Origin of the sequence: Streptomyces sp. G7(2002) (genome assembly GCF_028870195.1) — a bacterium.
Lineage (GTDB): Bacteria > Actinomycetota > Actinomycetes > Streptomycetales > Streptomycetaceae > Streptomyces > Streptomyces nigrescens.
The window spans coordinates 1-13,714 of the sequence record NZ_CP102609.1 but is presented as its reverse complement, the minus strand read 5'-3'; the positions used below and the strand labels follow the sequence as shown (position 1 = coordinate 13,714).

Below are 13,714 nucleotides of genomic sequence, written 5' to 3'. Positions count from 1 at the left end.
CGATGCAACAATGCCCCGCCCCCACCAGCCCAGCACCGGAGCGGCACACACCATGGCCCCCACCGACCTCGAACTGAGGCCACACCAGAAGGAAGCGGTCACAGCAGCAGTCAAGACGCTGCGCACCCACGATCGCGCGAGCGTGGTGGCCGCTTGCGGCACCGGGAAAACCCTCATTGCCGCGCGAACCGCTTCCCGGTTGGCTGCCCACGGCCGCGTCCTTGTCCTCGTCCCCACGCTGGACCTGCTGTCTCAGACTGTGCGTTCCTGGCACGCAGCTGGCCGCAAAGGCCGTGCCGTGGCCGTCTGTTCAGCACGCCAGGCAGTCGAGCACCCCTCGGCCGGCGACATCCCAATGACCACCGACCCCGCCGAACTCGCAGCCCTCACCCCGGCCGAGGACGGGCCAGTCACGGTCTACGCCACCTACGCCTCTCTGCCCACCCTGCTCACCGCCCACCACACCCTTCACCTACCCGCCTGGGACCTCGCCGTCGTCGACGAAGCGCACCGCACCGCCGGCCGCCTCGGCAAAGCCTGGGCTGCCATCCACCACGACGACCAGGTCCCCGCGACCCGCCGCCTCTACCTCACGGCCACCCCTCGGATCTGGGACCCCGACAGCGACCGCGCCGACGACCCCGTCGCCTCCATGGACGACGAAACCCTCTACGGGCCCGTCGCCTACCGCCTGACCCTCTCCGACGCCATCGACCTCGGCCTACTCGCCGACTACCAGATCCTCGTCCCCGTCGTCGACAACACCGACCTTCGCGACTGGCTCGCCACCGGACCCGACGCCGGCGCCGACGGCCTGCGCCTAGCCGGCCGGCAAGTCGCCGTCCTCAGGGCCATCCACGACCACAAACTGCGCCGCGTGCTCACCTTCCACCATCGCGTCGCCGACGCCCGAGCCTTCGCCACCACCCTCCCCGACACCGCCGCAGCCCTCCCCACCGACCTGCAACCCGACGGCCTCTGGGCGAACTGGATCAGCGGCACCCACCCACCCCGCATCCGCCGCCGCCTCCTGCTCGAATTTGCTGCCCACACCAACCCCCACACCCCCGCCGTTCTCGCCAACGCCCGCGTCCTGGGCGAAGGCATCGACGTCCCCTCCATCGACGCCGTCGTCTTCGCCGACCCCAAAAACAGCCCCGTCGACACCGTCCAGGCTGTCGGCCGCGCCCTGCGCCAACCACCCGGCGCCGGCAAAAAAGCCACCCTGATCGTCCCCGTCTACCTCACCCCCGATGAAGACCCCGACGATCTCCTCGGCGCCGATGCCTACACCCCCCTATGGCGCACCGTCCAAGCTCTGCGCGCCCACGACGAACGCCTCACCGCCCGCCTCGCAGACCCCCGCACCCACCGCCCCACCCTCCCCAGCGATGACCCCGGCGCCTGGCTCCGCTTCGACCGACCCACCCAGGAAGAAGAAGTCGCCCTCGCCCTCACCCTGCGCGTCCTGAACCCCAAGAGCGCCGAATGGCGCCGCGGCCTGGCCGCGGCCCGCCGCTACCACCGAACCCACCACCACCTCGACATCCCCCAGGCATACGAGGACGACACCAACTACCCGCTGGGACGATGGCTGACCTGGCAGCGCCACCTGCACAGCACCGACGCCCTGGACACCGCTCGCACCGCAGCCCTGGAACGCTTGAACATTGTCTGGAACCCCCGCCAGCAGGCATTCGACCGTGGACTCGCCCACGCGGCCGCCTACGCCGCAACCCACGGACATCTGTCCGTGCCCGTCGATCAACGCCAGGACGGCTTCGCCCTCGGCCGTTGGCTCGCCACCCAACGCAAACGCGCCGACCAGCTCACCCCCGCTCGCACGCAGGCACTGCTAGACCTGGATCCCCACTGGAACCCAGCCTGGCCACTGACCTGGCAGCGCGCCTACCACGCCGCCCACCGACACAGCGACGCCGGCCATTCACTGACCGACCTGCGCCGGGACTACGTCACCGACGACGGCCTGCGTCTGGGGGAGTGGCTCCATACCCAACGCAACCGACCCCCAGCAAACCCCCAACAACAGCAACTCCTCACCCACCTGGGCCTGAACAGCGGCAGCCTGCCAAAACGGCAGTCGGCTCTCGACAGGCGCTCAGCCCGCGATCGCGCCTTCCACCGCGGACTTGCGGCGGCGCGTGCATTCCGCGCACGTGAGGGCCACCTCGACGTTCCGCAGCGCCATGTCGAAGATCTGGGTGCAGAGCCGATGCGCCTGGGCCAATGGATCAGCAACATCCGACGTCGTTGGCACAGCCTCACCCCCGACCGCCGACAGGCCCTCCAGGCCGTTGGCCTGAGGCCCCCTGCTCACGACCCGACAGACGTCACGACCAAGAGCTGATGGGTCCCACTGCTCCATTTCCGTTGTTGCGGTCCACGTCTGGTGCCACGAACGAGCACCTCCAGGCATGCCTCAAGCGGTGCAAGACCGATCCGAGCCTCTCCTGCAGTTACCGAGCCCGGTCGAGTAGATGCCGACCGGGCTCGCTGCTTGCGTGGCCCAAGTCGTGTCCGACGGGTTCGGTGTGGGGTATCAGCCCCACAGGGCGTTGATGACTGTCACCAGTAAGCGCGCCGCACCCAGGACGGTTTGGACCTTCTCACTGCCAGTCCACTTCCTGCCGCGACGCTTGCGCCGGTTGCCGCTCATCAGCACCCCCCTTCTCCTCCAAAACGGCACCTGCTGATCGCAGGCGCTGGGCGTCCGGGAACGAGTCCCTCGCGCCCAGTCCAAAGGGAGGATCCGGGTAAGCAGGCACCACTCTAGCGAGTCCGCCGACACCCATTCCCCCGCCTACAACTAGCCGCCGTTCAGAGGGCTTTCGCCCTGTGGATCAGATGCGAGAGACGAGCCACAGAACGCGATTTCAGAGGGCCCCTCGACGGGACAGGGAGCAGGCTGTGTCCGACGGGCACCGTCAGCGGCCGGCCTGCTGCCGCAGGAAGCGCCGCTCCTTGTATCGGCGCAGCAGTTGCCACCGCTTCGTGGCGTACGACAGGTCCTCCCGGCAGACGTCGAGGAATGCGCCCTGGGCTGCGACGACCGCCTCAGCCTGCTGCTGGAAGCGGTCGCCGTCCTTCTCGTTCAGCTCCAGGTCGCTGGTCGCGGCGACCAGGTCCTCCGCCGCGGCAATGACCGGCACGGTGCCGCACAGCCGTACGCCGTGCAGCGCGCCGATGAGTTCGCCGCTGACCTCCCACGCCTGGGGGAGCTGGCCCAGCAGCAGCTTGTGCGCCGCCCGGCCCGCCTCGCGCTGTAGGTGGGAGAACTGAAACGCCCAGTTGAACGAGCGGGTGGAGGCGTCCAGCAGCCGCCGGTACGCCTCCGCCCGGTCTTCCTTGCTGCCCAGCCGGGGCACGCCTGAGGGCCGGTAGCGCCCGATCAGCGCGGAGGTGACGCTGCCCGTCGCTTTGATGCCGGCAGCGGCGACGCCCGCCGTTACGAAGGTCATGCCCGGTTCTACCACCCGGCGGACGCGGCGCCGGCCGGAACGGCGCAGCAGCTGCACCAGGCCGGTCACCGCGGAGATGGCACGGGCCAGTTCTCCCAGCAGCGCCGGGGCGCCGCCGTCGGGGACGGCGCGGGCCGCCTGGTCGAGCAGGGCGTGGAGCAGGTCGAGGAACACAGGAACCTCCGGGCATCGGCGAAGCGTCTTTCGCCCCTTGCCGATCCCGGGGGCCGCGAGGACAGCAGCGGCACCCGACGTGTTCCGAGTGATTCGGGGCGTCTCGTCTTCCAGCGTGCGCCGCGACCCGCCCGTGGTGTTGATCCCGCCCCTGCCCGGCCCCGCCTTCCGTCCCCGAGAACCTCAGCACCGCCCCGGGTGCGCCGAAGGGGCCGGACGAATCGTCCGGCCCCTGGGGTACGCCGCGATGTCGCGGCAGGCAGCTCTACAGCTCCCCAGCGTGCTGCAGGCTGACGCCCCGCCCCAGCGAGCAGGCGCTCAGCAGGGCGATGCCGGCCCCTTCGTGCCCGGTCAGGGAGAGGACCACGCCGGTCGCGCCGAACGCGGCGCTCCGTGAGGCCGGTTTCCATAAACGGCCAACACGGCTGCTCCACAAGAACCATGATGCTTGTTTATGCCTAAGAAAAAGGATCCGGAGGAGGCCGCCGCCGAGATGCGCGCCCGCGGCTTCACCCCGTCCGTCACCTATCCCGGCGCCACCGCCCCATGGCCCGGCACCTGCGACAAGTGCGGACACCCTTGCTCTCCTCGCTACGCCAACGTCGTCACGAGCGGGCAGGGGCCGTGCCGCCGCTGCTCTGGCTGTGAGAAGCGCACTGAGGGCGAAGCTCGCGCGATCATGGCCGAGCGCGGACTCACCCCCCAAGGCCCCTACCCCGGCAACGGCACCCCCTGGATGTCTGTGTGCGGCACGTGCAACGGCATCACCGCGCCCACGCTCACCAGCGTCCGTAAGGCCCTCCGCCAGGAACAAGGCAGGGGCTGCGACCTCTGCCGTCGCAACGGCGCCATTGCACCCGAAGAGGCCGTCGACCTCATGCGCGTTGCCGGCGCCGAACCCCTGGTGCGGTTCCCCGGCGTCAAGAAACCGTGGCAAGCCCGATGCCTTAACGAGGAGTGCGGGCGCGAGGTCGCTCCGGTCTTCGACAGCATCAAACATGCCAAGACTGGCGCATGCAGGTACTGCGGTGGCTACGGCATCCGCGCTGACGACCCGGCGTTTGTGTACCTCGCGACGCACGACGGCCTCGCCGCGGTAAAGGTCGGGATCGGCAAGCACGGCAGCGACCGGCTAGAGGAACACAAGCGGGAGGGCTGGCATGAGCTGATCAGCGCCTCCATGCTCGGCCACCAGGCACGTGCCGTGGAGGCCGCCGTCCTCGGCCTCTGGCGGAACGTCTTCCACCTCCCCTACGGCGTCCAGCGGGGCGACATGCGCCAGGCCGGTTACACCGAGACGATTGGGATGGCGGACCGCTCGGCGGAAAAGGCGAAGGCCGACCTGGCAGCGGCCGTATCCCGCGAACTCGACCCCGAGCTGGCCCGGTGACCGGCCCCTTGGATCTGCGCGCTCTTGTCCTGTTGCTGCTAGGCACCGTCGCGGCATACATCGCGTACATGCACCCCGCTGTCGGCATCGCGGTACTCGTCGGGGTCGGGGTGGTGACTCTCGCCTACCTCCTGATGAACACGGGCGGAAGCGGCGGGCCACCAGCACAGTGACGCTCCGAGCGGTGTTGCCCCGCGGGGCGATACCGCTGACCTGCGCGAATTCCAGCGCTCGGGCCCGCGATGACGTTCAGTGCGAGTTCGGTCACGGGTAAACGCTGGCACCAGCCGGGTGCCGAATGGACGGAAGTGGACAGCCGGCGGTTTCTGAGTGGCGGTCGGTGTCACAGTTATGCCGATTTCTGCGACACCGAGACGGCCGCGCTGGCCGACATGGCATCCTTGAAGCAGCTCTCGACCGGGACCGCTCGGCAGGTGGCTCACGACCACCGGAGGGTACGCAACGGCACTTCCCCCCAGCCAAGTCAAGGGAGGGTGGACCCGGCCGACGATTCAAGATCGTCGGATCGGGCGCTGGCCGTTGCGGTAAGCCGCCCCGTCAGTGCGGAGATTGCTCTGACACTTTGATGGGGGTCGCCGTGACGGCGTTTCTGCCGTTCATCGCCCGGGTTCCACTGCTGGTGTGGGCCTTGCTCGCGGTCGTGCTGCTCTACCTGCTGCTGATCATCCTGCTGTCACTTACCGCGGTGTACGCGAAGAAGCCTGCGCGGCGCCGCGCGGCGGCCGACATGGTTCGCACTCTCTGGTTCAGCAGTAGCCGGAGCGACGACCAATCCCCGGCTTCCGAGCCGCAGACGTGACGTACACGCGGCCGAAGCCGGACACACGGCCCAGCTTCGGCCGCCTGGGAGCCTCAGAACGGCGGTTCGTCAGCGTAGGGCCTACTCGACGCTGCCCAGGGATCGTTCTGACCTCCCCAGGCGGAAGACCGAGCAGGAGGAGTGGGCGGAGCGTCTATCGCCTCGTTCCACAAGTTTCGCAGGCTCTGCCGGTGTGAGGTTGGTTCGCCATTGAAGCCGTCCGCCCATCGCTCCGCGTCGGGGTCGACACCGGCTCGCGCGCACAGCACCGTCAGGACTGCGTCGACCACTGCCCAGCTCAACGGAACGGTCTTGCCCCGCAGCATCTTGCGGATGGTTTCACGGCTAGCCGTGAAAGCGTCGAACTCCGGGTTCTCGTCTATCTCCTCAGCGATGACCCGCAGCGTGGGGCGCCCGGCATCCCGGTAGTGCGAGAACAACTCCTCGACGAACTGCCGTCGCGGACCTGTCGGCAGCTCCATTGTGCTCGGCATCCGCAAGACCTGTGCCATCGAGCCCTCCCCTGGCCTTTGACCAGCAAAGTCTACCGATGACAACCCATGGCATACGAAGACTTCCTCATGGCCAGCTTTGGCAACCGAAAAACCAGCGGTGACCAGCGCAAACACAAGTGACCAACTGGTCGGAGCAGCCCTGAGACTAGGTACGAGAACGTCGAACTCGCCCAGCAGTTGGTGAGGTTCGGCTGCGGCGACGGCCGCCGCCCGAAAAGGGGCGGCGGCCCCCTGTTGGCCCAGGGAGCCGCCTCGTTAAGCGACCGACAGCTCCGCACCAGGAGGAACCATCAGCACTGCATCCGACCCTACGGGGCAACCGAAGAAGCCGGCACGCCGAGTCCCCTTGCGCTCCCTTGCCCGCACCGCTAGTCACGGCCTCGTGCATGGCATCGCGGCGGCTGCGGGTGGTGCACTCGTCACCGGCATCCTCTGGTGGATCAATCACCTGTGACATGACGGTGTCCTGTCTTTTAGGACAGGACACCGTCATGAGAGCGATGAGACGGGATCAGCGCGGAGCGGGCAGCACGGCGGGCGCGGCGCTCGGCACCAGGGAGTCGCGACCGGCGGCCGACAGCTCCGGCACGTACTTGTACAGCGTGGTCCGCGAGACCCCGAGCAGCTTCGTGGAGTCCCGCCAGCGCTCCTACCAGGGCGTCAAGACCGCCATGTCGGGCGGGGACCCCGACAGCCTCTCGCCCGGTGCGGTCGAGGTCCGCGACCGGTTCGCCGTCGACTTCCAGCACACGCTGTACGACCGGCCCGACGTGCGCAAGCGGTGGGTGCTGCGCCACCGCAACAAGGAGTCCGTCTCCGAGGTCGCCGGCACGTTGGCCTGGTCGGTGGCCGTCAGTCTTGACGAGATCGTCCCCACCGAGCACCTGGGCCGGGCCGTGCGGGCCGCGGTGCCGGTGCTGTTCGACTTCGCCGAGTCCGTCGGGATGTTCAAGGACGACGAGAACGGCGAGGGCCTCGAGGCGTGGTGGCACCTCAACCTGACGCCGTCGGTGGCCAAGACGCTGGGCTGGTACATCCGGTGCTTCCCCGCCGAGGCGTACGCCACCATCGGTGAGATCCAGCGCCAGGCCCGCAACACGTGGAAGGCGCCGGCGGCGGACACCCTGAGCGCATTGCGCTCGGCGCTCTCGCTCGACGGTGAGCTGACCGATGAGCAGCGTGCGACGTACTTCGCCCTGCTCGAACCGCACGAGGACACCGACTGACCCGCGTCCTCACCGCCGGATGACGGGGGCGGGAGCCAATGCCAGTGGCTCCGGCCCCCGTCGCGTGGACTGTAGCCGCAGCAACGCCCCGGGGCTCGCCCTCGTCCGGGCGGCCCACAGGAGCGTCCCGGCTCCTGTTCAGCACAGGATGTGCCGTCCGTAGCGCACCAGGGGTTCGGCCAGCGGGCGGTTGCAGACCTCGCAGAATGGCCCCCCCGGCCCGCGGGCCGGGGCACTGGCCGCACGGGCGGGAGTAGGGCGGGCTTCCAGGGCCGGGCCGGTCGGGTAGCGGCTTCGCGCCGCCACCGCTGGGCCTGTTCCTGCTGGCGCCGGGCCTGGTCGGCCTCCCGCCGTACACGGGCGGCCTGTTCGGCCAGGCGCTCGGTCATGGCCCGGTACTCCCGAAGCTGCGGCCAAGTGCCAATTGGCACTTGGCCGCAGCTTCGGGAGTACCGGGCCATGGTGGTCTGTTGCCGGGCTTATGTGTGGGCGAGTTCCTGCAGCAGCGCGTCGAGGAACTCCGGGTCGCCGTCGTCGTGGAGGCCAATCTGTGCGCAGGTCATGCCGGCGGCGTGCAGGCGGTTGCGGGTGGTGGCGTGTCCGGGGTGGAGGCGTTGGAGGTGTTGTGCGTGCGGGGTGGCTTCCTCGGTGCGGTCGAGGAGCGCGGCGAGCTGGCGGGTGGTGAGGTGGGTGTGGCCGGTGGTGGCGAGGGCGCGTTGCACGGCCCGCTCGTAGGCGTTCATGGGCGTCTACCGTAGCCGGGAGCAGCCCGACCCGGGTGAGGGCGTAAGCGGCGTCCGAGGGCCATCTGTCCGGGCCGGCCGCGTCGTACGGGCCCGCCGACGCCAGGCCGCCCCGCGCGCCCACTTCGCCACCACGTCCTCGGGCACGACGATGTAGCACTCGGGGAGGGAAGCCCCACCAAGGGGAGCGGTGCCTAGAACCTCACTCTCAGCTACTTGTCACTTCGCCGCAGCTTCGGGAGTACAGGGCCTGGTCGAGGGCACGCCGGTCGACCAGACCGTGCCGTCCTCGCGGGACCGCCCTTTGCGTCGCCGCAGACACCCATGCCACGTCCACACCGACGGCCGGGCTGGCGTCGAACGGCAGGGCTCAGCCCGCAGGTCAGACGGCGTGCGGTGACGACAGGCGCATCCGCAACGCGAACTTGAGGTCGCGGTCCAGGTGAAGGCTCTGTCCGATCCTTTCTCCATGCTCGTACCAGGGAGCGCCACCGAGGTGAGTGCCCTCATGGCCTTGCGGTAGCACGCACGACGCGTCCCCCTGACGACGTGGCGCAGTGTCACATACGGGGTGACAGGCCGGAAAGGCACTCTCTTCAAGTGGGTTTTCCTCGTCAGCCCAGCTGACCCACACCGCCTGGTAGCCCTCGGTCGAACACAGGGAAAGGTGCCGCCCATGGTGTCCGTCGTACAGCAGGCACCCGATGCGCCACCTGTCTCTTGGCTCCCCACGGATTCGCCAAATGTGCTCGTCGCAGGAAGCAGGCCGCGGCCTGCCCGGCACGCGTTGCGCGGGGATACACGTCGGCTGCACCGGGGCCTCCGCAGGGGCGGCACGGCGCCTTCGGTACGACGCCTGGCGGCAGGCGTTCGAGCAGAAGCGACGCGGGCGCCCACCCCGTGACGAAGCCGCATTCAGCGGGAAGAACGCTGTGTCGCACTGGGCGCAGCGGCGAAACAGTGCCCCCTCCGGTTCCGCGAACGGGGGCGATGGCGACCCCCAGGTCGGGGTGGCCGGTCAGCCCGATGACCGCACCGGGGCCGGCGCACAAGAGACTGGTGCCCAGCTGAGTCCACGAGAGGACTCGGTCACTGTTCGAGCGGACCGCGGCAGGCTCGGGCGGTGTTGCTGACGGCGTCTTCTGCGACCCCTTCCACTTCCGCGACCCGCACGTTCGCGCCGACCTGCGCCAGCTCACTGCCCACGACCAGGTCGTGCGCGAGACCGTCTTGGCCACCCCGGGCGTGCGCCAGGTCCTCGCTGCGACCGCGCTGCAGATCCAGGGCTACCTCGCCGGTCCCACGGCCGCCCCGATCATCGTGGTCACTCAGTGCGCTGGCGGACGCCACCGGGCCGCCGCCACGGCGATGGCGCTGCGCGCCGTCGTCGCTGGGGACGTCGAGCAGGCCGCCGCTTACGGGCTGGCCGACGCCGCCGAGGAGTTCGCCGAACGGGTCCTGGTCATCGACCTGGTCCACCGTGACCTCGACAAGGACGTCGTCGAGCATTGATCTCCCCCGGGGAAGCCAAGGGCGCCCGCAGCCATTAGAGCTGGCTGCGGGAGCGGTCCTGCAACGACGAGCGCGCCCCACGGAGTGGGGCGCGAACGAGTCCACCTGGTCGAGCAGCACGGAGCCCCCGGAGACATTGGAGCTGTCTCCGGGGGCTTCCCCCGTACCGTACTGCGGGGCGCGAGTGAGGCTCAGTCCTCCTGGCCTGGTCCGCGCCGGTGCAAGAACGCGTGGGCGTAAGGAACCTCATCGGGATGGTGGTGCAGGCGGGCGAGGCCCCACGCCTGATCACCGCTGAGGTAGGGATGGGCAGCGCGCAGCCGGCGGGCGCGCCAGGTGGTGCGGGGCGCCAAGAGCCACCGCTGGAGGCTGTACCGGGCGGGCGGAGTCACACGATCTCCTGCTGACCCTGATGCGGCTGGTCGAGCTGCTGCTCACGCTTGCGCTGCTCGACGCGCAGGGCCTCGACGTTCTCGGCGAACAGCCTCAGGTTCTCCTTCTCGTCGCCGAGGTTGTACGGGGCAATGGCCAGGTCGAGAGCGGTCACGTGCTGCTCGATGGGATCGGCGGTCTGTTGGAGGTTGAAGCCGCGCTCCGCGAACCGGGCGTCGCCTACGTGCACTTCTCGCTCGTAACGCCCGTCTGGTACTTGATGTACCGACGCTGACAGCCCCTGCCCACGGCAAGACCTTCCGACCCCCGCCCTGCGCTGGCGTGTGGGTGCACCTGCCGGACGGCAGGCGGTCATAGCCGTCGTTGCCTGTGCGGGCTCTCCACGCCGACAGCTCGGAGCCGGGCAACTGACCGCTCCTCGTTGGCACACACCGCACCGGCTGGACGGGTGGCGATTCCCGCCGCCCGTCCAGCCGGACGCACGCGAGTCCGCGGCCGGCGACGGGGTGGCTACTGCTGGCCGGCCGGGACGTCCCCATCGAGGACATGGTGCAGCGCCACGAGGACGTAGCGGCGATCGTGGAACGCCACGGTGGCTACTACGGCGGCGGCGAAGCCACGTACGGCCCCAGAGGGGCCGTGGCAGATCCGATGCTCACTGGGGACTGGGGCGTCAGCTGAGCGCGGCGCGGCGGGCGTTCGTGACCTCCACCAGACCCGGACGCCCGCCGTTCGCTGCACGGCCCGAGAGCGCCCCTTCAGTACTCTGAGCCCGAGAGAAGGAGCTGAACGTGCAGCAGTGCATCGCATGCCAGCGGGACCTGTCAGGCGGGGAACTGACCCTCCCCTGGGAGGACGGCGACAACCCGAACGCCTACGTCACGTGCCCCAGCTGCGGCAAGAAGAACACCGTCTACGGGTACGGCGAGGACGACTAAGGCCGACTGGGACTGCCCGTCAGTCAGCCGGCGTCCACGGCGAAGCGGGCAAGATCCCCAGTTCCGGCGTTCACGTTTCGGCCGGGCCCGCCGTTTTCGCGTCAACCCGGCCCTGTTCGACTGACGCCGGCAACCAGCGCCCGGTACACCATTCCCACACCCGCCACCCGGCGGGAGCAGGGGGAAGGACGCCGGATGCTCACCATCAACGTGGCCGTGCTGCTCGCCATCATCGTCATCGTGCGGTGGCGCCGGCCTGTTGAGCCCCGCACCCGCGCGGACCAGATGTTCGGCATCACGATCATCCTCGTCCTCGGGCTGCTCCTGGCGCCCACCGCGTTCGGGCACAGTGTCCTCGGCGCGGTGAAGCATCTGGTGGAGGGCATCGCGCGGGCGTCGCACTGACCGGGCCGCCCCGCGCCCCTGGCTTCAGACGGGGACGCGCTTGCCCGATGAAGAGGGCATGCCGATCTCGCACGACGCTGTCCTCCAACGCCTCGCAGCCACCGTGGAACAACTCAACGAGCTCATCGCCGCCCGGCAAGCCGAGGAAAACCTGCGCTGCTACACCCCGTGAGAGGCCGGGGACCTGCTGGGCAAGACCGAGAACTGGGTCGCCGAAGCCATCCAGGCCCGCCGCGTCCCCTTCACCTACATCGGTAGGAGCCCGCGGATGACGGCCGCACACATCCGCCACGTACAGCAACAAGGCGAGGTCCTCCCGCCGAGGCGCGGGTAGGTCTGCACTCCCTGCCGAGGCTGGCGGAATCCGCGCGACATCCGGGCCCGCCCACCCCATAACCAGATAGCGGCGTCATCTCGCCCTCGGCCACGGTCGGGGGCTTTGTCGTGTGCGGGTTCCGCGGGGTCGGGCAATCGACCCGCTCACCTTCGTTGGGGGCGGCAGACCCGTAACCCCTGTAGAGCCGCGCACCATCGTCCCGCGGCCCCGCCAAAACAACCGCCCCCGCTCCCTACACCCCGTGGAAGCCCACACCCCAGCGGCCGTGGGCTATCTCACGCGCGCAGACGCGCACACAAGGGCCGCAATGACACCGACGTCATAGGTAGAGAGCCCGCCGGCACACCGCCTCCGGGCGCCGCCAGCCCGCGACTTGCGGGGCTAGGCAACCGGCCACCTAGAACCACCCCAGAGACCGGCCAGCACCCCGTGCCGCCCCTCTCTTTGCCTCACCCTGCGCCGCCCCGCCACGGGGCCGCACAGTCCTGCCCACACACCGAAGGAGCCCCGCCATGCCCGAAACCACCCCGGTCACCCTCACCGGCTAATACGGCCCCGACCGCAACGCCCTGTGGACCCTGTGCCGGCACTGCCGCACCTGGCAGGACCACGCGGACCCCGGCATCCCCGCGGGCCGGCACATCGACGTCTGCGGCCGCCGCGCATGCCGGCCCGACTGCCCTCTGCGTGCCAGCTGGTACCGGATCCGCGTCGCCACGCTCACGCTGCCCGAGGCGCACCAGCGTTGGAGCAAGCCGGCCTGACCGAAGCCTGCGCGGTACCCCGGCTGCCTGCCAGGGCGCCGCGCGGTGGCGTGTGCCATGCTCGTACCGTCCCGCCACGGAAACGCGGCACGGGACAGCCGAAGCTCCGACACGAACAGGTGTGAGATCAGTCGAAGCTCCGGCTGTGGGAGCACCCCGCACAATCCGCGCCCTCAGGTCTAGCCACCTGGGGGCGCTGCGCATCACGCCACCCCTGTGGCCTTGGCGATGACGTAGCCGATCGCTGTGCCGATCACCTGGGCCACAAACTCACGCCATGCGCCGCGGACCCTACTGCCCCCGTTGTCCTGCTCGGTTCCGGTAGACATTCCTTCCTCCTCCCTCCTTTCGATTCCGACGGTCCTTCTTTCGGTGCTCGACTCTAGCGGCAGTTGGACGCCACCATAAGTACTCTGACCTGCGGAAATGAATCGCAGAAGCCGGTGAATTGGCAGCAGAATTCTGCGATTTTTTCGCAGGTGCCCAGGCGGCGGCAGCAACTGTCGGCTTGGCCGGCCGGGGATTCGCCATACGCGCCCCCATTCACGCCCTCCCGGCCCCAGAGTCCTAGCCCGGACACCAGGGAACAAGTAACCCGCCAGTAGGTTCGGGGTTCGCTTCTCTGCCGTTAGCTCCCCCTTGTGCACCTGAACCCCGCCGACGTTAGGCGCAGATGGGGATGACACCTCCCCGCCAGGGGAGGGGCCTACTCAAATAACTTTCCAGAGAACCGTTATGACATCACCCACAAACCATGGCGCGCTCCAGTCCGCCAGGACTGGAAAGAGAGGCCAACCAACTTGCAGTCATGCCGCCAGGCATGACGACGTGCCACTTTTTATGGGCCGTCAGGCCCGGACGGGTTAACCGTCACCACTCACGGTGGCCCGTCAGGGACACCACTTTCCTCAACTTACAGTCATGCCGCCAGGCATGACGACGCGTCACCTTCACGGCCGTCAGGCCGTGTTGGGCGGTTGGCCGTCAGGCCAACCTAAGAGCCGACAGGCTCTCCGCC

Annotated in this window: 14 protein-coding genes; 9 read left to right on the top strand and 5 right to left on the bottom strand. The window is 69.2% G+C overall.

Going from position 1 to position 13,714, the window contains the following annotated elements; translation table 11 throughout:
- The first annotated feature begins 10 nt into the window (after positions 1–10).
- Positions 11–2,368: a DEAD/DEAH box helicase gene (locus NUT86_RS00070; protein WP_274732509.1), complete on the top strand. Its 2,358-nt coding sequence runs from the start codon at positions 11–13 to the stop codon at positions 2,366–2,368.
- A gap of 577 nt (positions 2,369–2,945) precedes the next feature.
- Here the strand turns inward: NUT86_RS00070 and NUT86_RS00065 are convergent.
- Complete coding sequence (locus tag NUT86_RS00065) at positions 2,946–3,653, bottom strand: hypothetical protein (protein WP_274732508.1); 708 nt, start codon at positions 3,651–3,653, stop codon at positions 2,946–2,948.
- A 454-nt stretch (positions 3,654–4,107) separates the two neighbouring features.
- On the opposite strand from NUT86_RS00065, the gene NUT86_RS00060 reads away from it, so the two are divergent.
- From NUT86_RS00060 to NUT86_RS00050, 3 genes are all read left to right on the top strand, one after another.
- Complete coding sequence (locus NUT86_RS00060; protein WP_274732506.1) at positions 4,108–5,043, top strand: hypothetical protein; 936 nt, start codon at positions 4,108–4,110, stop codon at positions 5,041–5,043.
- Positions 5,040–5,216, top strand: a complete 177-nt coding sequence (locus NUT86_RS00055; protein WP_274732504.1) for a hypothetical protein — start codon at positions 5,040–5,042, stop codon at positions 5,214–5,216. Before NUT86_RS00060 ends, NUT86_RS00055 begins: the two co-directional genes overlap by 4 nt.
- A 425-nt stretch (positions 5,217–5,641) precedes the next feature.
- Complete coding sequence (locus NUT86_RS00050) at positions 5,642–5,863, top strand: hypothetical protein (RefSeq protein ID WP_274732502.1); 222 nt, start codon at positions 5,642–5,644, stop codon at positions 5,861–5,863.
- Between the two features lie 53 nt (positions 5,864–5,916).
- Here NUT86_RS00050 and NUT86_RS00045 read toward each other — a convergent pair whose 3' ends face one another.
- Positions 5,917–6,375, bottom strand: a complete 459-nt coding sequence (locus tag NUT86_RS00045; RefSeq protein WP_274732501.1) for a hypothetical protein — start codon at positions 6,373–6,375, stop codon at positions 5,917–5,919.
- A gap of 494 nt (positions 6,376–6,869) precedes the next feature.
- Here NUT86_RS00045 and NUT86_RS00040 point away from each other — a divergent pair, with 494 nt between their 5' ends.
- The gene (locus tag NUT86_RS00040; RefSeq protein ID WP_274732500.1) at positions 6,870–7,604 is read left to right on the top strand and encodes a hypothetical protein; all 735 of its coding nucleotides are present in this window, start codon (positions 6,870–6,872) and stop codon (positions 7,602–7,604) included.
- A gap of 479 nt (positions 7,605–8,083) precedes the next feature.
- Here the strand turns inward: NUT86_RS00040 and NUT86_RS00035 are convergent, their stop codons facing one another.
- Complete coding sequence (locus NUT86_RS00035) at positions 8,084–8,347, bottom strand: hypothetical protein (protein ID WP_274732498.1); 264 nt, start codon at positions 8,345–8,347, stop codon at positions 8,084–8,086.
- A 1,092-nt stretch (positions 8,348–9,439) separates the two neighbouring features.
- Here NUT86_RS00035 and NUT86_RS00030 point away from each other — a divergent pair.
- Positions 9,440–9,859, top strand: coding sequence for a RapZ C-terminal domain-containing protein (locus NUT86_RS00030; RefSeq protein WP_446750813.1), 420 nt, complete (start codon positions 9,440–9,442; stop codon positions 9,857–9,859).
- 388 nt (positions 9,860–10,247) lie between these two features.
- Here the strand turns inward: NUT86_RS00030 and NUT86_RS00025 are convergent, their stop codons facing one another.
- Positions 10,248–10,481 carry a hypothetical protein gene (locus NUT86_RS00025; protein ID WP_274732495.1) on the bottom strand — a complete coding sequence of 78 codons (234 nt, stop codon included), beginning with the start codon at positions 10,479–10,481 and terminating at the stop codon, positions 10,248–10,250.
- Between the two features lie 317 nt (positions 10,482–10,798).
- On the opposite strand from NUT86_RS00025, the gene NUT86_RS00020 reads away from it, so the two are divergent.
- The 3 genes from NUT86_RS00020 to NUT86_RS00010 all read left to right on the top strand — a co-directional run bounded on the left by NUT86_RS00020 (position 10,799) and on the right by NUT86_RS00010 (position 11,595).
- Positions 10,799–10,933 (top strand): hypothetical protein, encoded by a 135-nt coding sequence (locus NUT86_RS00020; RefSeq protein WP_274732493.1) that lies wholly within the window; start codon positions 10,799–10,801, stop codon positions 10,931–10,933.
- 110 nt (positions 10,934–11,043) lie between these two features.
- Entirely contained in the window at positions 11,044–11,190 is a 147-nt protein-coding gene (locus tag NUT86_RS00015) for a hypothetical protein (protein ID WP_274732491.1), read from the top strand.
- Positions 11,191–11,385: 195 nt separating this feature from the next.
- Positions 11,386–11,595 carry a hypothetical protein gene (locus tag NUT86_RS00010; protein WP_274732489.1) on the top strand — a complete coding sequence of 70 codons (210 nt, stop codon included), beginning with the start codon at positions 11,386–11,388 and terminating at the stop codon, positions 11,593–11,595.
- A 1,304-nt stretch (positions 11,596–12,899) separates the two neighbouring features.
- On the opposite strand, the gene NUT86_RS00005 is transcribed toward NUT86_RS00010, so the two are convergent.
- Positions 12,900–13,025: a hypothetical protein gene (locus NUT86_RS00005; RefSeq protein WP_274732488.1), complete on the bottom strand. Its 126-nt coding sequence runs from the start codon at positions 13,023–13,025 to the stop codon at positions 12,900–12,902.
- Between the last annotated feature and the right edge of the window lie 689 nt (positions 13,026–13,714).